Consider the following 20939-nt stretch of genomic DNA (forward strand, 5'->3'; position numbering starts at 1 on the left):
ATGACATGATTGCATTAATACAGCGTGTGACCCGCGCGGATGTCCGGATCGCCGGGGAAGTTGCCGGTGAAATCGGTCCCGGATTACTGGTTCTGCTGGGTGTTGAGCGGGATGATGACGAACAGAAATCGAAACGCCTGAGTGAGAAAGTGATGGGTTACCGCATTTTCAGTGATGCGGACGGAAAAATGAACCTGAATGTGGCGCAGTCCGGCGGTCAGCTGCTGGTCGTGTCACAATTTACGTTAGCAGCAGAAACACAAAAAGGAATGCGCCCGGGATTTTCAAACGGCGCGGCACCGGAAAAAGCCAATGCCTTATATGAGCACTTTGTGGCACAGTGCCGGGCAGCAGGAATGGTGACGGAAACAGGCCGGTTTGCGGCAGATATGCAGGTCAGTCTGACAAACGATGGTCCGGTCACTTTCTGGCTGCAGGTATGATACAACAGTCTCAGGCCGGTCACCGGTTACCACTGACAGGAGAAAGTGCAATGTATCATTTACGGGTACCCAAAACCGATCAGGAGCTGGAAAGCTATTTTCATTTCCGCTGGGCGATGCTGCGCAAACCGCTGAATCAGCCGCAGGGGTCGGAAAAGGACGGCTATGATACCTATGCACATCATCAGATGGTGGTGGATGAAACCGGGCAGCCTGTGGCTGTCGGCCGTTTGTATATCAATGCAGAAAATGAAGGCGCGATCCGCTTTCTGGCTGTTGATCCGCAGATGCAGGGACGCGGGTTCGGAACACTGATTGCACGCGCACTGGAGTCAGTGGCCCGTCAGGAGGGCGTGAAGCGGATTGTGTGCAGTGCCCGTGAGGAAGCGGTCGCATTTTTTGAAAAATCAGGTTTTGAAAACAGAGGACCGATTACAGGCCCGCAAACGACGCCTGTTCGTCATTTTTTTATGATTAAATCCGTTGAAACCCTCGATGCGATTCTGCATCGTCCCGACTGGTGTGCTGAGTTACAGAAAGCATGGTATGAAACCATCCCCCTGAGTGAAAAAATGGGGATTCGTATTACGCAGTATACCGGTCAGAAATTTATGACCACCATGCCGGAAGGCCCGAATCAGAATCTGCATCAGACAATTTTTGCAGGCAGCCAGTTTTCTATGGCGACACTGACCGGCTGGGGACTTATCTGGCTGCTGTTACAGGAGAACTCACTGGACGGCGATATCGTGCTGGTGGATGCCAACATCCGTTACCGCAAGGCAGTGGCAGGCCGGCCGGAGGCGATTGCTTCCCGCGATAAACTCAGCGGCGATCTGGATCGCCTGGCGCGCGGCAGTAAGGCGCGGATTAAGCTGGAAGTGACCGTCGGACAGGGCGATGAGGTCGGTGCGGTCTTTACCGGCACCTATATGGTGTTGCCCGGACAGAAACACAGCGCGGAGTAACGGGTAAAACAGCGTCTTACGACGCTGTTGATCGAATTTGTCAGATCCGGGATGCTCTGATAACAGGCAAAACGAAAAGACGCTGTAAACACATCCCTGTGCGCTCGGATCGCGCCATCCATGGCGCTTACGCTTTTCGTTTGCCTGCCTGTTATCATCACGGTACATAACCCGCCGTGTTACCGATAAAGAAAAACAGCGCCTTACGGCGCTGTTTCTGTATCAGCAGGTGCTGCTAAATTTCCCCGGTTTCCCCGCTATCCGGGATCACCCGCTGTACCGGCGGAGCTGAAGGTACCGGCTCTGCGGATACCGGGGCGTTATCCATCTGCCCCTGCGTGATAGCCCGGTTTATCTGATTCCCCTGTTTATCCTGTCCGGAGAGCATACCGCTCAGTGTGCTGCGGATATCCTCTGCCCGCAGTTGTCCGTTCAGGTGCAGTGTGTAATTGGCACTGCCGGTCAGCGGAGCAGGCTGCCAGCCCCATTGTGACAGGATCTGGCTGTCAGCCCCGGTAGCCTGTAATGCGAAACGGAAAGGCGCAGTCCCGGACGGGGTGACCTGAAACTGCATTTTCAGCAGTCCCTCTCCGGCGGAAGCCGCAAATTGTGTGGTTGCCGCGCTGTCCGCCCCGGCCGTCAGTGTCAGATACGGACGGTGCAGTTCGACGCGGTTAAAGGTGGCATTGCCCGCACTGACCGACAGTTCGCCGTCCCATAATCCCCACTGACCGGATTTCAGGATCTGCATGGTTTTGATGTAGCCGTTCACATTGGTGAGCTGGAACGGAAAAATCGCTTGTGTATCAATCAGCAGGGCATTGGAGACTTTTATATCCTGCAAGCGGATAGCATCAATCCCCTGCGGGGCCGCTTCCTGTAATGCAGAGAACCACTGTTCCGGGAAGCTGTACAGCAGATTGTCGGTAACGCCGCTGGTGATATCGAGTGTCCGGGTGGCGCGGTTCCAGTTCCCGGTAAAGCGCAGAATACTCTTGTCATAGCGGCCGGTCAGGCGGTTGACGTCAATCTGATCGCCGCGCAGTTCCAGCGTGCTGATAATGTCAGAAAAGTGCTGCCCGCTGAGTGTCAGATCCGCTGCGGCGATATCTGCCTGTCCGTTGTCCGTCTGCCAGCGTCCCTGTTTAAAGGCCAGATTTTTGATCGTGCCTTCCAGATAGTTAACCGCCCACTGATGGCCTTCAAGTTTAATATTGGTGGCAGTGATATTTTTGGCCTGAATATCCGGCAGACTTTCTGTACTGTCTGCCAGTTGTGTCAGAGACTGAGGTGTCTGCCAGCGGATGTCATTGAGCAGCAGAGTATCAAGTTGCCACTGACCTTCGGCGCTGCGGCGGCCGGTCGCGGTGATCAGCCCGTTTTCCAGGGTGGCGGTCAGGTTATCAAACGTGAATTGTTTTCCGCTGACCTCACCCTGCGTCAGGATATTTTTCAGCGGCAGGCCGTAGTAATTCAGGCCGTTAGCGGAAAACTGATATTTGCCGTTACCGGTCAGGTTGCTGCCCTGCGGCTGCCACGGGGTGATACCTCCGGTGACGCCCTCTGCATCAATACTGCGGTTGCCGTCGGTGCGGCGGACATTTGTCTGATTGAGCTGCAATAACCCGGCGCTGACCGGCAGTGTGCCGCTGTCAGCAGCATCAGAAATTTCGATATCCCCTTTCTGCACAATAATGCGGGCAAACCAGCCGGGTTCAGAGAAACTGCGCCAGTCCAGCGTCAGCTCAACATTGGCTGCTTCCAGGGCAAAATCTCCCGATACCGTGCTGATACTGATATCACTGAGTGAAATAAGTGAAGGGGAGGAGAGCGAGTGACTTATCGCAGAAAGTGACACCTTGTAGCGTGTATTGTCACTGATAAGGGCTGAAATCTGTTTTGTACCCCATGATGTCTGCACCACAAGGGCAGTGGCAACGATAAGAATAATGACCAGTGTTATCAGCCAGAAAACAGCCCGTCCCAACCATTTCATAATGCGCTCCCGAGAGATAATCCTGAGGGCATACTAGCGTGAGGCTCTTTACGGTGACAAGGATTATCGCGGTTTTTCCGCACAGAGCAGCACGCGTGACCGTTTCCGGTCACGCGGTTAAACAGATGATTATTTCTCCGGCGGGAAAATCAGGTTCAGGGCAATCGCGGTCAGGCCGCCCGCCGCAATCCCGGAAGAGAGCAGGGTTTTCAGCCAGTCCGGCGCAAATTGCAGGATCAGCGGTTGCTGGGAAACGCCCATGCCGACAGCCAGTGACAGCGCGATAATCATAATCGCCCGGCGGTTCAGGGTTTCGCGTGAGACAATCCGCACACCGGATGCTGCAATCGTCCCGAACATGACAATGGTGGCTCCGCCGAGCACCGGTTCCGGAATATGCTGCACAAATCCGGCGACGGCCGGGAACAGCCCCAGTACGATCAGCATTAGCGCCACCACATAACCGACATAGCGGCTGGCAACGCCGGTCAGCTGGATCACCCCGTTATTCTGCCCGAAACAGGAGTTCGGGAAGGTATTAAAGACCGCCGACAGGGCGGAGTTCAGGCCGTTTGCCAGCACACCGCCTTTCAGACGCTTCATGTAGAGCGGGCCGGATACCGGCTGTTCGGAGACGTCGGACGTCGCGGTGATATCACCGATGGTTTCCAGCGAAGTCACCATAAAGATCAGGATCAGCGGCAGCAGCAGGTTCCAGTCAATGGATAAGCCGTAATAGAGCGGCGCCGGGATCACCACCACTTCCTCCGGGATTTCCGCATGGTTATCCGGCAGCATACCCATCCACCAGGCAGCAAGATAGCCTGCTGTCATCGCCAGTACCAGAGAAGCGACACGCAGATACGGGTTTTTCTGGCGGTTAAGCAGCACAATCACCGCCAGCACAATACCGGCGAGGATCAGATTATTGGCAGAGCCGAAGGTGTTATCCGCCATGGCACCATAACCGCCGCCGATGGAGGTCAGCCCGACCTGGATCAGCGACAGCCCGATAATCATCACCACCACACCGGAAACCAGCGGCGTGATAATGCGGCGAGCCAGATGCAGAAAACGGGAGAGGATCACTTCTGTCATGGCCGCCAGCATCAGAGTGCCGAACAGTGCAGCCATCATCCCTTCGGTATCCACACCATTATTTTTCAGCGCCATACCGCCCATAATCAGCGGAGCCACAAAGTTAAAGCTGGTGCCCTGGATAGAGAGCAGCCCGGAACCGACCGGCCCCCAGGTGCGGATTTGCAGCAGTGATGCCAGTCCGGAGGCGAACAGTGACATACTGATAATCCGCTGGGTGTCGTGGGCGGAAAGGCCGAGCGCCTGGGCGATAAGCAACCCCGGTGTAATTACTGCCACAAACATCGCCAGCAGATGCTGACAGGCGGCAAAGAGCGTCTGCGGCAGCGGCGGACGATCTTCCAGCCGGTAGATGAGTTCACTATTTGTGTTAGTTGCGGGATTTTCACTGGTTTTATCAGAAATTGCAGAGTTCATATCAACAGGTCCGGGATAAGCAATTACCGTATTTTAATGATCCGGGGCACAAAAGCAATCGTTTGCGCCGATGAGATGTTATTTTTTATAGCGGAATATAATCACAGTTTTATTTATTTTAACTTGTCTTTATCCGCTTTTTTTTTCTTTAATCCGGATACCTGCTTTTTCTTTTTGCGTAACAGGGACGTTATTAACGCGATATTGATGTAACAAATACCAACAATAAAAGGGGTACGTGAATGTATCAACTCGACGTTTACGGCACGCTGGTTGCGGCCACACTCGTCCTATTACTGGGACGTAAACTCGTAAAAACTGTACCATTCCTCGAAAAGTATACAATTCCTGAACCTGTGGCCGGTGGTCTTCTGGTTGCGATCGTATTATTGGGGTTCAAATCCGGTATGGATCTGGAAGTGAAATTTGATGATTCACTCAAAGACCCGCTGATGCTGGCTTTCTTTGCCACCATCGGCTTAAACGCCAACTTAGCCAGCCTTAAGGCGGGCGGCAGAACGTTATTTATCTTTGTGATTGCGGTTGTGGGTTTACTGATTGTGCAGAACTCAGTCGGTATCTCTCTGGCAAAAATGATGGGGCTTGACCCGCTGATTGGTTTGCTGGCCGGTTCTATCACGCTCTCCGGTGGTCACGGTACCGGGGCTGCATGGGGTAAAATTTTCAGCGACAGCTATGGTTTCAGCTCCGCAACAGAAATCGCGATTGCCTGCGCAACCTTTGGTCTGGTACTCGGCGGCCTGATTGGTGGTCCGGTAGCCCGTTTCCTGATCAAAAAAACGGCCATGAGCGATGTGAAATTACAGGATGATGAAGCACCGACCGCGTTTGAAAAACCGCAGGCCGGACGCATGATCACTTCAATGGTTCTGCTTGAAACAATTGCACTGATTGCTATCTGTTTGCTGGCAGGAACGTATCTGTATGGTGTTCTGACGGATTTCTTCACGTCGATGCAGTGGAAGTTCCAGATCCCGGCATTCGTGTGTGTTCTGTTTATCGGGGTTATCCTGAGCAACAGTCTGTCACTGATGGGCTTTTACCGTGTGTTTGAGCGGGCGGTATCGGTACTGGGTAACGTCAGTCTGTCATTGTTCCTGGCGATGGCACTGATGAGCCTGAAACTGTGGGAAATTGCCTCTCTGGCGGTCCCGATGCTGGTCATCCTGGCGGTACAGACTATCGTGATGGCGTTATATGCTGTCTTCGTCACTTACCGTGTGATGGGCAAAAACTATGATGCGGCAGTTCTGGCGGCCGGTCACTGTGGTTTCGGGATGGGGGCCACACCAACCGCGATTGCCAACATGCAGGCGGTGACGGATCGTTTCGGTCCTTCCCATGTGGCTTTCCTGGTGGTACCGATGGTGGGGGCGTTCTTCCTCGATCTGATTAACGCACTGGTTATCCCGTTCTTCCTGGCATTACCTATCTTCCCGGTTGCGGGCGGGTAACAAACAACGCTTAAGCAGGCAAGCCACCTTCCGGGGTGGCTTTTTTCGTTATACGTTAGTGTATTGCGTGCGTTCCGGCAGCCAGCGCTCGATCAGCGCTTTTGCCTGCTCCGGGTAATTCTGGTGCAGATGACGTGCCACACGCTGTACTTCCGGCAGCATGCCCTGATCGCGCAGTAAATCCGCGACTTTAAATTCCGCATTACCGGTCTGCCGTGTACCGAGCAGTTCACCCGGCCCGCGGATTTCGAGGTCTTTCTGCGCGATAACAAAGCCGTCGTTGCTGTCCCGCAGTACCTGAAGACGCAGTTTTGCTGTTTGGGTCAGCGGGGTTTTATACAGCAGCACACAGTGGGAGACTGCAGAGCCGCGTCCGACCCGGCCGCGCAGCTGATGCAGTTGCGCCAGGCCCAGCCGTTCCGGGTTTTCGATGATCATCAGGCTGGCATTCGGCACATCCACCCCGACTTCGATAACCGTGGTTGCGACCAGCAGATCCAGTTCTCCGGCCTTAAACTGCGCCATCACCGCCTGCTTTTCTGCCGGTTTCATGCGGCCGTGCACCATCCCGACCCGCAGATCCGGCAAAGTGGCGGAAAGTTCATCAAACGTCACCTGAGCGGCCTGTGCTTCCAGCAAATCAGATTCATCGATCAGTGTGCAGACCCAGTAGGCCTGGCGTTTTTCATCCTGACAGGCGCTGCGCACCCGTTCGATAATCTCATGGCGGCGGCTGTCCGGAATGGCTACCGTGGTCACCGGGGTTCTGCCCGGCGGTAGTTCATCGATAACGGAGGTGTCGAGATCCGCATAGGCGGTCATGGCCAGGGTACGCGGGATCGGAGTGGCTGTCATAATCAGCTGATGCGGATGGAATCCCTGCTGTTCGCCTTTTTCCCATAACGCCAGCCGCTGGTGGACACCAAAGCGGTGCTGCTCATCAATAATCACCAGCGCCAGGGAATGAAAACGGATATGTTCCTGAAATATGGCGTGCGTGCCGATAACCATCGCCACATCACCGGCGGCAATGGCTTCTTCCTGCGCCAGCCGTGCCTTGCCTTTCTGTTTTCCGGCCACCCAGCCGACACTGATACCCAGCGGCTCCAGCCACTGACGGAAGGTATTGGCATGTTGTTCAGCCAGCAGCTCTGTCGGTGCCATCAGCGCGACCTGTTTGCCGTGTGCGATAGCACGGAGTGCCGCCAGCGCAGCGACCAGCGTTTTCCCGGAACCGACATCCCCCTGAATCAGGCGCATCATCGGCACCGGTTTTTCCAGATCCTGCTCTATTTCCGCCACCACGCGCTGCTGGGCGTTAGTCGGAGAGAAAGGCAGTTGTGCCAGGAACTGACTTTTCAGCGTCTCCTGTGGCGGCAGAGGCAGTGCATGGTAGCGCTGCGCGCCCGCCCTGACCGCCAGCATACTGAGGTGATGTGCCAGCAGTTCTTCCAGCACAATCCGTTTCAGTGCCGGATGCTGCCCGCTTTCCAGTTCGGCAAGCTGTGTATCCGCCGGTGGCCGGTGCAGCGTTTTCAGCGCCTGCGGCAGACTCATCATAGAGCGGGTCAGTTCCGGCGGCAGTAATTCATTGATGGCACAGGTATCGAGCAGCTCCAGCGCCTGATCGAGCAGTTTGCGGAGCGTGGCCTGGCGGACACCTTCGGTGGTCGGATAGATGGGGGTGAGTGTTTCCTGTAACTCAACGGAAGTATCACTCTGACGGACTTTGTATTCGGGGTGAAAAATTTCCGGGCCGTTTTTGCCGCGCCGGATTTCGCCGTAGGCCGTGACCTGTTTGCCGGCCGCCAGTGCATTTTTCATCGCCGCCGAAAAATTAAAGAAACGCAGGGTTAAGATGCCGGTGCCGTCGCTTATCTGGCAGGTCATCATCCGTTTGCGGCCAAAGACCACATCGGTGCGCAGCACTTCACCGCTGACCGTGGCATAAATTCCCGGTAACAGATCGGTGATGGTATACAGCCGGGTCTGGTCTTCATAACGCAGCGGCAGATGGAAAAGCAGATCCTGAAGGGTATGCAGACCGATACCGGCCAGTTTGCCCGCCTGTCCGGCCCCGACGCCGTGCAAAGTCGTGAGTGGGATAGCATCAAGCAGTTGACCTTTCATTTTCTGCTCCGTTTCGTATCAGGCGGATGGTTTCTTCTGTTGCATGGCAGCCCACCAGCTGTCCGGCGCAATGATATGGCCCTGTTCGTCAATCTGCGGACGGGGCAGTTTTTTTTCACGGGCGACCTGTGCCAGCACCGGATAGCCGCGTTCAAACAGCAGGCGCTGTTGTTCATCCTGTGCCAGGGCGCAGCGGGGATGTTCATAAAGACCGGCTGCCTCGCGCTGGCGCTGTGCTTCATAGAGGATCACGGCGGCAGCAACAGACACATTCAGTGACTGTACCATGCCGGACATCGGGATCATAATATGCTGATCCGCCAGTCTGACCGCTTCCTGAGATATGCCGGTTTTCTCTGAGCCCATGATAATGCAGGTCGGGCGGGTAAAATCGACAGCCCGGAAATCAACCGCACTGTCAGACAGATGGGTGGCAAGAATCTGCATACCCTGAGATTTCAGCAGAGTCACGGCATCACCGAGTGTATCGTGGTTATGCACATTCACCCAACTGTTGCTGCCGGCGGCGGAAGAGACCAGGGTTTTGATTTTTTCCGGCCAGACGGCATGCAGGTCATGGATACCGACGGCATCCGCACTGCGGATCACGGCGGAGACATTGTGCGGCTTATGCACTTCCTCAAGACACAGAGTGAGGTCGGGCTGGCGCATCGCCATCATCCGGCAGATGCGCTCATAACGTTGGGAATTCATACCGTGTGATTAATTCCGGTTGCGGCTGACGCGCAGGACATCCGGCATAATGCGGATTTTACGCATAATATTCGCAAGCTGGATACGGTCTTTTGCGGTCAGGCGGATAAAGGCGCAGTAAACGCGGCCATCTTTCTCCTCGGTATTCATGCTCTGAATACTGGAATTGGCATCATTAATTGCGGCAGTCAGGTTAGCCAGCGCGCCCTGGTGGTTAAACATATCCACTTTGATTTCAGCAATGAAATCCGTGTCGATGTCGCTGTCCCACTCAACGGCCATGAATTTTTCCGGCTCTTTTTCATATCCGCGGATATTGCGGCAGGATTCATGGTGGATAACCAGACCTTTACCCGGGCTGATATGAGCGATAATCGGGTCACCCGGCACCGGACGGCAGCATTTGGCGAAGGTGATCAACACTCCGTCCGCACCTTTGATCGGCAGTTTGCGGGTGGTGTTCTCTTCGGTGTTACTTTCCGGTTCATTCAGCAGGTTACGGGCAACCACCACGCTCATGGCATTCCCCAGACCGATTTCCGCCAGCAGATCATCCAGAGTGGCCAGTTTCATCCGCACCAGCTCACGGCTGATATTTTCCTGCGGAATGTCGGTGATCTTGCGACCGTTACCGAGGGCATGATTAAGCAGACGGCGGCCGAGGTTGACGGAATCATCGCGCTTGAGGTTTTTCAGCAGCTGACGGATTTTGCCGGGCTTTTGAGCTGACAACAAAGTTCAGCCACGCAGCATTCGGTCTTGCGCCCGGTGCGGTAATAATTTCAACGGTTTGTCCGCTGGTCAGTTGCTGGGAGAGCGGATACGGCTGGCGGTCAACACGTGCGCCGACACAGGAGTGGCCGATATCCGTATGGACGGCATAGGCGAAATCCACCGGCGTGGCGCCGGTCGGCAGCTCAACAATCCGGCCTTCCGGGGTGAAGACATAAATCTCATCCGGGAAGAGATCGGATTTTACGCTCTCAATAAATTCAAAGGTGTTGCCGGTGCTTTGCTGAAGTTCTATCAGGCTCTGCATCCAGCGGTGAGCACGCACCTGTGCGGTGGTGCCGGATTCACCGTGCTCTTTATAAGCCCAGTGTGCCGCCACCCCCATTTCTGCCATCTGATCCATATCTTCGGTACGGATCTGCACTTCCACCGGCACCCCGTGAGGACCGATAAGGGAGGTGTGTAATGACTGATAGCCGTTGGCTTTCGGGATAGCGATATAATCTTTGACGCGGCCGGGACGTGGTTTGTACAGGCCGTGAACCTGACCCAGTACGCGGTAGCAGGTATCGACGGTACTCACAATCACGCGGAAAGCATAAATGTCCATGATCGAGTGAAATCGCTGCTCTTTCAGGTGCATTTTCCGGTAGATGGAGTAAAGGTGTTTTTCCCGCCCGCTGACTTTGCAACTGATACCGGCTTCCGTCAGACGTCCTTCGATTTCAGATAAAATCTTCTGGATCATCTCTTTACGGTTGCCGCGTGCGGCTTTCACCACTTCTTTAATGACGCGGTAGCGGTTCGGGTAAAGGGCTTCGAATCCCAGCTCCTCAAGCTCCGTTTTGATATGGTGGATACCAAGACGGTGAGCCAGAGGACTGTAGATTTCAAGGGTTTCGCGCGCAATACGGCGGCGCTTATCGGGACGCAAAGACCCGAGCGTGCGCATATTGTGCGTGCGGTCTGCCAGCTTGATAAGAATGACGCGGATGTCTTTTACCATCGCCATTACCATCTTGCGGAAGTTTTCAGCCTGAGCTTCTTTTTTTATCGCGGAAGTTCAGTTTGTCTAATTTTGATACCCCTTCCACCAGCCCGGCAACGGTCGTGCCGAACAGTTGTTCGATGTCCTGAAAGGTGGCAGGTGTATCTTCTATGACGTCGTGCAGCAGTGCAGCCATCAGTGTTTCGAGGTCGAGACGCATCTCGGCCAGGATACAGGCAACAGCGACCGGATGGGTAATATACGGTTCGCCACTGGAACGGGTCTGCCCTTCGTGAGCATCCCGCGCAACGACATAGGCTTGTTTTAACAGATCAATCTGCTCTTTCGGCAGATAATCCTTAACAATATGGTTCAGGCTTTCAAACAGGTACAAGGCAGACCTACCTTAACTTAACGACGTCCTTCGGCGATTGCAGAAACCGCTTGCATTTCAGCAGCTTCCTGCTCCTGTTGTTCCTGGCGCTCACGGGCGTCAAGGATCTGGCCGTTGATCAGATTTTCTTCGATTTCGCGCAGGGCGATCACGGTGACTTTATCGTTTTCTTCCGGAACCAGAGGCTCTTTGCCGCCGGCCTGTAACTGACGCGCACGGCGTGCTGCCACTAATACGAGGTCAAAACGGTTACCAATTTTTTCTACTGCATCCTGGACTGTTACGCGTGCCATAGGTGTGCTACTCCACAGATAAATAAATGACTCGGCATGATACTGAAAGTTGTATCACTGTGCCAATAATTTGGCGATTAAAGCATCATGTCGCTGAACCTGGCGACCTGAACGCAGACGTTCCGCACGGATAATGGTCTGCAAATCGGTCAGCGCGACATTGAAATCATCGTTCACAATCAGATAATCGTACTCGCCATAGTGCTGCATTTCACTGACCGCCTGTGCCATGCGTCCGGCAATGACTTCGTCACTGTCCTGACCACGGCCGCGCAGGCGGCGCAGCAATTCTTCGCGGGATGGCGGCAGAATAAAGATACTGCGTGCTGCCGGCATTTGTTCCCGGATCTGGCGGGCTCCCTGCCAGTCAATATCAAGAAAAACATCAACACCGGAGTTCAGAATATCTTCCACTGTTTTACGGGCGGTGCCGTAATAATTACCGAAAACACAGGCATGCTCGAGAAACTCATTACGGCCGATCATGCTTTTGAATTCATCTTCAGTGGTGAAGAAATAGTGCTCTCCGTGCACTTCGCCCGGGCGGACACCGCGGGTGGTGTGCGAAACAGAAACCTGGGTGTCATATAAAGGCTGCGTTTTCAGTAATGCCTGAATAAGACTCGATTTTCCCGCGCCACTCGGCGCAGAGACAATATATAACGTACCTTGGGTCATTGTTGATGTCTTGTCTGATTGGGGGTTGAAAAAGCCTCGGGGAATAAATCCCCGTATATAGTATACACACACGCGCAGCGACATGCAGCGTTCAGGTGATTATCTGCTGAAAATTTCTTATTTTTCCGGTCAGATGAGGACGGATATTTCATTTTTCCGCTCCGGCGGAATAAAAATGTACGTACAACTCCCGGATTACATGACAGTGCGGGATAGCCGGAAAAAACAGATAAACAGGGCTGATAACCGGAACCGGAGCAGATATTGTCCGGTTCCGGGCGGGGCGGATACGGCTAATCCTGGTTTTCGTAATTGAAGACCGGCAACCCGAGGCGGTAGCGGATGGCAATTAACCGGGATGACAAACCGGCCACCAGGGTAATAATAATGACGGCATCGCGGGGCAGCGGTGTGTAGAACAGTAATCCCATATAGAGCCAGGCGGCGGCAAAGGAGATGCCGGCATATAATTCTTTCTGGAAGACCAGCGGGATGGTGTTACACAGCATATCGCGCAGCACACCACCGAAAACACCGGTGATAACGGCGGCAATGGCGGCAATGATCGGGCCGTAATTCATATCGAGTGCTATCTGGGCGCCGATAATGGAAAATACCATCAGACCGATGGCATCCAGGATCAGGAAAAGGCGGCGCAGATGTTTCATCATCGGCGCAACCCAGATAGTGATAACGGCAGCACAGGCAACCGTAATAATATATTCAGGGTGTTTGACCCAGCCCAGCGGGTAATGGCCCAGCAGCATATCGCGGACAGATCCGCCGCCGATAGCGGTTGCGGAGGCGATAATAATCACCCCGAAGACATCCATTTTACGGCGGCCGGCAGCAAGAGCACCGGTCATGGCTTCAGCGGTAATACCAATAATGTACAGGATACTGAGTAACATAGTTTTATCATTGCCGGTTTATCGGAAGGTTAGCATAGTCAGCGCAGCCGTAAGTCTCGACTGAGTTTTTTTAGTCTGACCCAATCGGATTACCTGAGGTTATCCGAACTGATGGTATAAAAAGAGAGTATCACTCTAATGAATGAATATCAGATAACAACAACACCCCGTCATCATCAGCTTACTAATATTAATATATGGACGCCGGATAGCCAATGGCTTGTTTATGATGTCCGGCCTCAGGGATCGTCATTTACCGGTGAAACGATAGAAAAAATTCATGTGAATACACAGGAGATCCGTAAAATCTACCGGGGAACCGCCGGTGCCTGTGCCGGTGTGGTGACTGTCAGTCCGCAGCTCCCCGTGCGTTATGCCTTTATCCGCGGGCCGCTGAATCCGGATCAGCAGTGGCAGTATGATTTTCACCACCGTCAGGGGGTGATGGTCAGCGATGACGCGCCGGATATCGCACATAATATTGATGCTTTCTGCATTACACCACCTTATCAGCCCGGCGCTCTGCGCGGCGGAACACATGTGCATGTGTTCAGTCCGGACGGGGAATGGCTGAGTTTCACGTATAACGACCATGTCCTGCATGAGCGGGATCCGGCGGAGGATCTGCGCAATGTGGCGGTGGCGGTTCCGCTGCATCCGGTATGTACAGGGAAACATCACCCGCGTGAATATGACGGTGAGTTTTTCTGTTGTGTGGTATCGCGGACAACGCCGGCACCACGGCCGGGCAGTGATGATATCAGTCGTGCATATGAAGAGGGCTGGATTGGTCAGCAGGGGTATCTGCGTGCCGACGGTACCCGTCAGCGGCGGGCGATTGCGTTTATTGGTGACACCCGGGCAGAAAACGGGGAAGTGAACCCGGAGGTTTTCCGTCTCGATTTACCGGAAATGCCTGAAGATTATGCCATTGCCGGTGATCAGCCGCTTGAGGGAACAGACAGTACGATGCCCGCACCACCGGCCGGTGTTATTCAGACACGTCTGACGTTTACCCATCAGCGCAAATACCCGGGGCTGGCAAAACAGCCGCGTTTCTGGCTGCGCAGTTCACCGCAGGGTGACAGAATTGCGTTTCTGATGCAGGACGATCAGGGAATTGTTCAGCTGTGGACGATTTCCCCGCAAGGCGGAGAGCCGCGTCAGGTTACTTCCGGCAGTGACGGTATTGCATCTGCATTCAGCTGGGACAGCCGCGGGCAGTATCTGACTTTTGTCCGCAAAGGGCAGGTGATGGTGTGTTGTGCAGAAACCGGTGTGTGCCGGGCGGTGACAGCACCATCGGCAGAACCGGTTTCAGGAGATGCGGTAGTGTTCTCACCGGATAACCGCCGGGTGGCATTTCTGCGCCGTACAAATGGCTGGCAGCAGATCTGGGTGGCAGATACCGGGCTGTAACGGCGGGCAGATTACTTCTGTGGTGCAGGTGCCGGGGAATTATGAGCCGTTTCCGCTGCTTCCAGGCGTTTTACCCGTTCCGCAGGAGATGACTCAGTGTTGTCTTTACCGTCGAATGCATAATCGACCGGTGCCAGAAGGGTATCGAGCACAGCAGAGAAAGGCAGGTCAATGGCGACAATCGGTTTCATTACCCAGCCGGTTTCGTCATCCTGCAACATCGCGATGCTGTTTTTGGTGCCGGAATAGTAGCCCTCTGTCGGGCCGGTCCGGGTCATAATACTTGAGCAGCCGCCGAGTATCGTACTCAGTCCCAGCAATCCGCTTATCATCATATATTTGCGCGTCATAACATATCCCTGCATATACAGCGGGCGGGTACCGGTAATTATTTCACCCGACCGGCGTACTATTCCATAAATAGAGTGTACTGAGAAGTTTTTGTTTTTTTGTGTGATCCGGATTTCTGCTTACCGCCGGCGTTCTGTTACCGGCTGAAACACACAGGTTACAGACAAAGGGTATCATTCACGGAAACTGTTTTAACAGAACCGGCAAAATAATCTGTCAGAAAATGTGACGAAATTTATTAAACAGTATGATTTCTTGACGCTAACATAATGATAATTACAGGATTATTTTAGCCATTGCGGGAAGATCTTCCGGGTAAACTGGGACGCATTACTGAACGGTGTGAGGGAAATATGCCTTGTGCTTTATACCGGTCAGTGATGTCAGTTAACAGATCCAAAGTCCTCGTTATACCTTTACCCCGTTATGCTCTTACCACATAACGGGGATTTTTTTACCGGCAGCGGCAATGTGCCAGGTGATCATCAATCATACCGACGGCCTGCATAAAGGAATAACAGATAACCGGCCCGCAGAATTTAAATCCGCGTTTTTTCAGCGCTTTCGCCAGTGTATGAGACAGCGGGGTATCCGCGGGGATTGTGCTGCTGTCTGTATGGTGATTAATCTGCGGTGTGTTGCCGGTGAACGCCCACAAAAATTCACTGAAATCTTCACCGGCCTCTCTCATCGCCAGATACGCTTTGGCATTGCTGATAATGGCATTGATCTTTGCCCGCTGGCGGACAATGCCGGGGTTCTGCATCAGCCTGTCGGTATCTGCATCTGTCATGGCGGCTATTTTTTCCGGATCAAACTGAAAAAATGCCTGCCGGTAATTTTCACGCTTTTTGAGGATCATCAGCCAGGAAAGCCCAGCCTGCTGGCCCTCCAGGCAGATCATTTCAAACAGCTTGTGATTATCCCGCTCGGGGACACCCCATTCCGTGTCATGGTACTGAATATAGAGCGGATCATCAGTAACCCAGGCACAGCGGGTCTGAGCAGCAGCGGATATTGGCATTTAAGTTCTCCCGGAAGACGGCGTTTTCATTAATTTATACTGGATAAATATCCATGTAAACGGGGATGTTCCCGGTTTTTCGATCCGGGCGGAAAAAGATCAGAGAAGCGCTGTATAGTCAGGCGGTCAGAGGGTATACTGAATGACTTTTATTTTATTATTCATTTTCTCGCGTGCGGATCCAACATGCAAAAGTTTGATACCAAAACCTTCCAGGGTCTTATCCTGACATTACAGGATTACTGGGCGCGCCAGGGCTGTACCATTGTTCAACCACTGGACATGGAAGTCGGCGCCGGCACTTCACACCCGATGACGTGTCTGAGAGCGTTAGGGCCGGAGCCGATTGCGGCGGCCTATGTGCAGCCATCCCGTCGTCCGACGGACGGCCGTTACGGGGAAAACCCGAACCGCCTGCAGCACTATTATCAGTTTCAGGTCATCATCAAACCGTCTCCGGATAACATCCAGGAACTGTATCTCGGCTCGCTGAAAGAGCTGGGTATTGATCCGACGGTTCATGACATTCGTTTTGTTGAGGATAACTGGGAAAACCCGACGCTGGGTGCCTGGGGATTAGGCTGGGAAGTCTGGCTGAACGGGATGGAAGTCACTCAGTTCACTTACTTCCAGCAGGTCGGCGGCCTGGAGTGCAAACCGGTTACCGGGGAAGTCACTTATGGTCTGGAGCGCCTGGCGATGTACATCCAGGGCGTGGACAGCGTTTATGATCTGGTCTGGTGTGACGGCCCGCTGGGTAAAACCACCTATGGTGATATCTATCATCAGAACGAGGTTGAGCAATCCACGTATAACTTTGAATACGCGGATGTAGATTTCTTATTCACCTGTTTTGAACAGTATGAGAAAGAAGCGCAGGCACTGCTGGCACTGGAAACCCCGCTGCCGTTACCGGCCTACGAACGTATTCTGAAAGCGGCTCACTCTTTCAACCTGCTTGATGCGCGTAAAGCGATTTCGGTGACAGAACGTCAGCGTTATATCCTGCGTATCCGTACCCTGACCAAAGCCGTTGCCGAAGCTTACTATGCCTCCCGTGAGGCACTGGGCTTCCCGATGTGTAAAAAGAACTAAGAGGCTGTCATGACACAACAGACTTTCCTGACGGAAATCGGCACAGAAGAGTTACCGCCGAAGGCGCTTCGTTCTCTTGCTGAATCTTTTGCGGCTAACCTGACCGCAGAACTGGCCGCGGCTAACCTGACTCACGGTGATGTGACCTGGTACGCCGCGCCGCGCCGCCTGGCGGTAAAAATTGCCGGTCTGGCGGAATCTGCCGCTGATCGCGAAGTGGAAAAACGCGGCCCCGCGATTGCTCAGGCATTTGATGCCGAAGGCAAACCGACCAAAGCGGCGGAAGGCTGGGCCCGCGGCTGTGGGATCACCGTTGATCAGGCGGATCGCATGGTCACTGATAAAGGTGAATGGCTGCTGTACCGCGCGGTGGAAAAAGGGAACAACGCCAAAGAATTACTGGCCGGTATGGTCAGCCGTGCGCTGGCAAAACTGCCAATCCCGAAACTGATGCGCTGGGGTGATAAAGAAACTCACTTTGTGCGTCCGGTTCATACTGTCACGATGCTGATGGGGGCGGATGTTATTCCGGGTGAAGTCCTGGGGATCACTTCTGACCGCGTTATCCGTGGTCACCGTTTTATGGGTGAAGCGGAATTCACTATCGCGCATGCGGATGAATATCCGGCTATTCTGGAAACCCGCGGTAAAGTGATGGCGGATTACGATGCCCGTAAAGCCATGATTAAACGTGACGCGGAAAAAGCCGCGCAGGCACTGGGCGGCGTGGCTGATCTGACTGACAGCCTGCTGGAGGAAGTCACCTCGCTGGTGGAATGGCCGGTTGTGCTGACAGCAAAATTCGAGGAAAAATTCCTCGAAGTTCCGTCAGAAGCGCTGGTTTACACCATGAAAGGTGACCAGAAGTACTTCCCTGTTTACGACAAAAACGGCAACCTGATGCCGAACTTTATCTTTGTCGCTAACATCGAGTCTTCTGACCCGGTACAGATCATCAGCGGGAACGAAAAAGTGGTTCGCCCGCGTCTGGCAGATGCTGAATTCTTCTTTAAAACTGACTGCAAAAAACGTCTGGAAGATAACCTGCCGCGTCTGAGCACCGTCCTGTTCCAGCAGCAGCTGGGCACACTGCGTGATAAAACCGATCGCCTTGAAGCGCTTGCAGGCTGGATTGCCGGGCAGATTGGTGCGGATGTGAATCACGCCACCCGCGCGGGTCTGCTGGCCAAATGCGACCTGATGACCAACATGGTCTTTGAATTCACTGACACCCAGGGTGTGATGGGGATGCACTATGCACGCCATGACGGTGAATCCGAAGACGTGGCGCTGGCACTGAAAGAGCAGTATCAGCCGCGTTATGCCGGTGATAACCTGCCGTCAACGCCGGTGTCTGATGCACTGGCGATTGCCGATAAAATGGATACCCTGGCGGGGATCTTCGGTATCGGCCAGCATCCGAAAGGGGACAAAGACCCGTTTGCACTGCGTCGTGCCGCGCTTGGTGTGCTGCGTATCATCGTTGAGAAAGGTTACAACCTCGACCTGGAAACGCTGACACAGGAAGCGGTTCGTCTGTATGGCGATAAGCTGACGAACGCGAATGTGGTCACTGACGTGGTTGACTTTATGTTAGGCCGTTTCCGTGCCTGGTATCAGGAGCAGGGTTTTGCGATTGATACTATCCAGGCGGTTCTGGCGCGCCGTCCGACCCGCCCTGCGGACTTTGATGCCCGTATGAAAGCGGTCACTCACTTCCGCACGCTGGACGAAGCAGCTGCCCTGGCCGCAGCCAATAAGCGTGTATCTAACATTCTGTCGAAGAGTGATGATGTACTGAATGATACGGTTCTGGCGTCATTAATGAATGCACCGGAAGAGATCCGTCTGGCTGCGTATGTGACTGACCTGAAAACCCAACTGGCTCCGCTTTATGCGGAAGGCAAATATCAGGAAGCGCTGACTGAACTGGCTTCTCTGCGCGAATCAGTGGATGCGTTCTTTGATAGTGTGATGGTGATGGATAAGGATGACAACATCCGCCGCAACCGTCTGACATTATTAAATGAACTGCGCAACCTGTTCCTGGGTGTTGCGGATATTTCGCTGTTGCAGTAACCGGCTGAAAACAGTAATCAGCTAAAAAGTGAAAAGCCCGGCGTTGCCGGGCTTTATTTTTTACGGAAGTGGTTTTTTTATTTCATATTCGAATACCGGCGCAGATTAAATTTCCCCGTTACCGGAATGGTAAAGCTCGTAGGCTTTGAACCCGGATGTGCCATTTATTATTTTACCATTATTAATATAGACCAGAACATCACTGTCGGTTGAGATATTAGGTGATTCCAGATACTTTTTATTGTTAAATGAAATTTGATTGGTCTTGACAAATAAATTGCCTGACATACGACCATGATTATTAATACCTATCCCGGTGTTGGTACTTCCTGATCCCCGGATGTGTGTGGCAGTTGCCGACATATGGCCTTTATTATCAATAATAGCCTGGTTAATAACGTCCATTTTATGGCCGCCGTCAACCTGAATGTTACCATTGTTGGTTATTATGCTGTTATCCAGTATAGAGTCGATTTTGGTGGTACGGATAATACCTTTGCTGCCATTCGTCAGTGTTGAATTCGCCAGGTCTATTGTCAGTTGACTGTTCATATAACTCTGTGTCTTCGGGTCACCTATCGGGCCGGTTTCAATTTCACCGTGGTTTCTTACCTTAGTATTATTTGTACTGATATGCATATCATCTGTTTTAATCCGGCTGCCGTAGAGGATAGTTACTTTACCTGTCTGTTTGCTGTTACTCTGAAGTGCTTCCAGGTCACGTATCTGATGAGGTGTATATTTCACTAATTCATGGCCGGCAAATAAAGTCAGATTTGGTGTCAGGACTTCACTGTCGCGAAAGTTAATATTACCGGCAATCACGGCCAGTCTCTGAACTGATGAAAATGCTTTATTGTTAATTTTATTAAAGTAAACGGAGCCTGTATTATCATAATAACCCAGTAATTCACCTTCCGGCGTGATCCCGGTTTTTCCGGCAACCAATGTCAGCTTTTTTGCACCGGATACACTGCACCCGTTACAGGCAATACCGTTCGGGTTGGCAATAATCAGATGTGCGTTTTTACCGTCAACACGCATATGGCCGTGCAGTCGTGATTTTTCATTTGACAGTACTTCATTGATAATCATATCGGCGTCAGACTCGCGGTTATTAAAAACCACACCGTTTTTCCCGACATTAAATTTATCATAGGCGTTATAAGAAATGCCGTGTGTATTTGCCGGTGCGACATTAATGGTCGTAGTATTTCCCTGGCGGACGACTTTAGTTGTTTCTGCAGACGCAGGATTAACGTCAATATTTGCCGCGGAGGCGAACTGGCTGAGTAAAAGGGCACTACTGATAACAGATAACTTCACTATTTTTTGCATAACCACTCCCTGGTTGTTGTTGAGATATAAAATCCACGGGCAGGATAAATAAAGTCGCTGACAGGAGATATGAACAGAGTGGTTATTTTTTGTCAGTTTTCAGCATTCCGATAGCAAATAAAAAACATATCGTTTACCGATAAGAGGATAAAAAACAGAAATTTGGCGGATAAACCGGCGAAACAAAAATAATGTGGCGAAAAACAAAAAATTCCGGTTTCAGCTCTTGACGTTTATCCTTTCCGGCAGTAATATCCATCCCGCTTTCGGCGAGTAGCGCAGCTTGGTAGCGCAACTGGTTTGGGACCAGTGGGTCGTAGGTTCGAATCCTATCTCGCCGACCATATTAAGAAAAACCCTGCTTTTACAGCAGGGTTTTTTGCTTTTCAGCATCCT

At 52.7% G+C, this 20939-nt stretch carries 16 protein-coding genes, 1 tRNA gene and 1 pseudogene; 7 read left to right on the plus strand and 11 right to left on the minus strand.

What is annotated here, in order from left to right; translation table 11 throughout:
• Window positions 1-5 precede the first annotated feature (5 nt).
• Together dtd and fabY are read left to right on the plus strand one after the other, a co-directional pair.
• Window positions 6-443 (plus strand): D-aminoacyl-tRNA deacylase, encoded by a 438-nt coding sequence (gene dtd, locus JC793_RS00900; protein WP_032098009.1) that lies wholly within the window; start codon window positions 6-8, stop codon window positions 441-443.
• Window positions 444-493: 50 nt separating this feature from the next.
• Window positions 494-1411 (plus strand): fatty acid biosynthesis protein FabY, encoded by a 918-nt coding sequence (gene fabY, locus JC793_RS00905; protein ID WP_046891891.1) that lies wholly within the window; start codon window positions 494-496, stop codon window positions 1409-1411.
• A 235-nt stretch (window positions 1412-1646) separates the two neighbouring features.
• On the opposite strand, the gene JC793_RS00910 is transcribed toward fabY, so the two are convergent.
• Complete coding sequence (locus tag JC793_RS00910; RefSeq protein WP_218427185.1) at window positions 1647-3407, minus strand: AsmA family protein; 1761 nt, start codon at window positions 3405-3407, stop codon at window positions 1647-1649.
• Between the two features lie 129 nt (window positions 3408-3536).
• Window positions 3537-4922 (minus strand): uracil-xanthine permease family protein, encoded by a 1386-nt coding sequence (locus tag JC793_RS00915; RefSeq protein WP_218427187.1) that lies wholly within the window; start codon window positions 4920-4922, stop codon window positions 3537-3539.
• Between the two features lie 242 nt (window positions 4923-5164).
• Between JC793_RS00915 and gltS the strand changes: the two genes are divergently transcribed.
• Window positions 5165-6397 (plus strand): sodium/glutamate symporter, encoded by a 1233-nt coding sequence (gltS, locus tag JC793_RS00920; protein ID WP_046891894.1) that lies wholly within the window; start codon window positions 5165-5167, stop codon window positions 6395-6397.
• A gap of 48 nt (window positions 6398-6445) precedes the next feature.
• On the opposite strand, the gene recG is transcribed toward gltS, so the two are convergent.
• From recG to JC793_RS00950, 6 genes and pseudogenes are all read right to left on the minus strand, one after another.
• Window positions 6446-8527: an ATP-dependent DNA helicase RecG gene (gene recG / locus JC793_RS00925; protein ID WP_218427189.1), complete on the minus strand. Its 2082-nt coding sequence runs from the start codon at window positions 8525-8527 to the stop codon at window positions 6446-6448.
• An 18-nt stretch (window positions 8528-8545) separates the two neighbouring features.
• The gene (gene trmH, locus JC793_RS00930) at window positions 8546-9241 is read right to left on the minus strand and encodes a tRNA (guanosine(18)-2'-O)-methyltransferase TrmH (RefSeq protein WP_107679908.1); all 696 of its coding nucleotides are present in this window, start codon (window positions 9239-9241) and stop codon (window positions 8546-8548) included.
• A 9-nt stretch (window positions 9242-9250) separates the two neighbouring features.
• Window positions 9251-11355, minus strand: a pseudogene (gene spoT / locus JC793_RS00935) (bifunctional GTP diphosphokinase/guanosine-3',5'-bis pyrophosphate 3'-pyrophosphohydrolase).
• A gap of 17 nt (window positions 11356-11372) precedes the next feature.
• Window positions 11373-11648 carry a DNA-directed RNA polymerase subunit omega gene (rpoZ, locus tag JC793_RS00940; RefSeq protein ID WP_004236565.1) on the minus strand — a complete coding sequence of 92 codons (276 nt, stop codon included), beginning with the start codon at window positions 11646-11648 and terminating at the stop codon, window positions 11373-11375.
• A 54-nt stretch (window positions 11649-11702) separates the two neighbouring features.
• Window positions 11703-12326: a guanylate kinase gene (gmk, locus tag JC793_RS00945; protein WP_046891898.1), complete on the minus strand. Its 624-nt coding sequence runs from the start codon at window positions 12324-12326 to the stop codon at window positions 11703-11705.
• A 293-nt stretch (window positions 12327-12619) separates the two neighbouring features.
• A complete protein-coding gene (locus JC793_RS00950) occupies window positions 12620-13237 on the minus strand; it encodes a trimeric intracellular cation channel family protein (protein ID WP_046891899.1) in 618 nt (205 codons plus the stop codon).
• Between the two features lie 138 nt (window positions 13238-13375).
• Here JC793_RS00950 and JC793_RS00955 point away from each other — a divergent pair, with 138 nt between their 5' ends.
• Window positions 13376-14656: a YidR family protein gene (locus tag JC793_RS00955; RefSeq protein WP_218427191.1), complete on the plus strand. Its 1281-nt coding sequence runs from the start codon at window positions 13376-13378 to the stop codon at window positions 14654-14656.
• 11 nt (window positions 14657-14667) lie between these two features.
• Here JC793_RS00955 and JC793_RS00960 read toward each other — a convergent pair whose 3' ends face one another.
• Together JC793_RS00960 and JC793_RS00965 are read right to left on the minus strand one after the other, a co-directional pair.
• Window positions 14668-15006, minus strand: coding sequence for a YceK/YidQ family lipoprotein (locus JC793_RS00960; protein WP_247717298.1), 339 nt, complete (start codon window positions 15004-15006; stop codon window positions 14668-14670).
• 455 nt (window positions 15007-15461) lie between these two features.
• The gene (locus JC793_RS00965; protein WP_218427192.1) at window positions 15462-16031 is read right to left on the minus strand and encodes a DNA-3-methyladenine glycosylase I; all 570 of its coding nucleotides are present in this window, start codon (window positions 16029-16031) and stop codon (window positions 15462-15464) included.
• Window positions 16032-16217: 186 nt separating this feature from the next.
• Here JC793_RS00965 and glyQ point away from each other — a divergent pair, with 186 nt between their 5' ends.
• Both glyQ and glyS read left to right on the plus strand, forming a co-directional pair.
• On the plus strand, window positions 16218-17126 hold the full coding sequence (glyQ, locus tag JC793_RS00970) for a glycine--tRNA ligase subunit alpha (RefSeq protein ID WP_046891903.1): 909 nt from the start codon (window positions 16218-16220) through the stop codon (window positions 17124-17126).
• Window positions 17127-17135: 9 nt separating this feature from the next.
• Window positions 17136-19205 carry a glycine--tRNA ligase subunit beta gene (glyS, locus tag JC793_RS00975; RefSeq protein ID WP_218427194.1) on the plus strand — a complete coding sequence of 690 codons (2070 nt, stop codon included), beginning with the start codon at window positions 17136-17138 and terminating at the stop codon, window positions 19203-19205.
• 105 nt (window positions 19206-19310) lie between these two features.
• On the opposite strand, the gene JC793_RS00980 is transcribed toward glyS, so the two are convergent.
• Entirely contained in the window at window positions 19311-20543 is a 1233-nt protein-coding gene (locus tag JC793_RS00980; RefSeq protein WP_218427196.1) for a two-partner secretion domain-containing protein, read from the minus strand.
• A gap of 267 nt (window positions 20544-20810) precedes the next feature.
• Here JC793_RS00980 and JC793_RS00985 point away from each other — a divergent pair.
• Window positions 20811-20887, plus strand: a tRNA-Pro gene (locus JC793_RS00985).
• The last annotated feature ends 52 nt before the right edge of the window (window positions 20888-20939 follow it).

This window comes from Morganella morganii, from assembly GCF_019242955.1.
Classification (GTDB): Bacteria; Pseudomonadota; Gammaproteobacteria; order Enterobacterales; family Enterobacteriaceae; genus Morganella; species Morganella sibonii.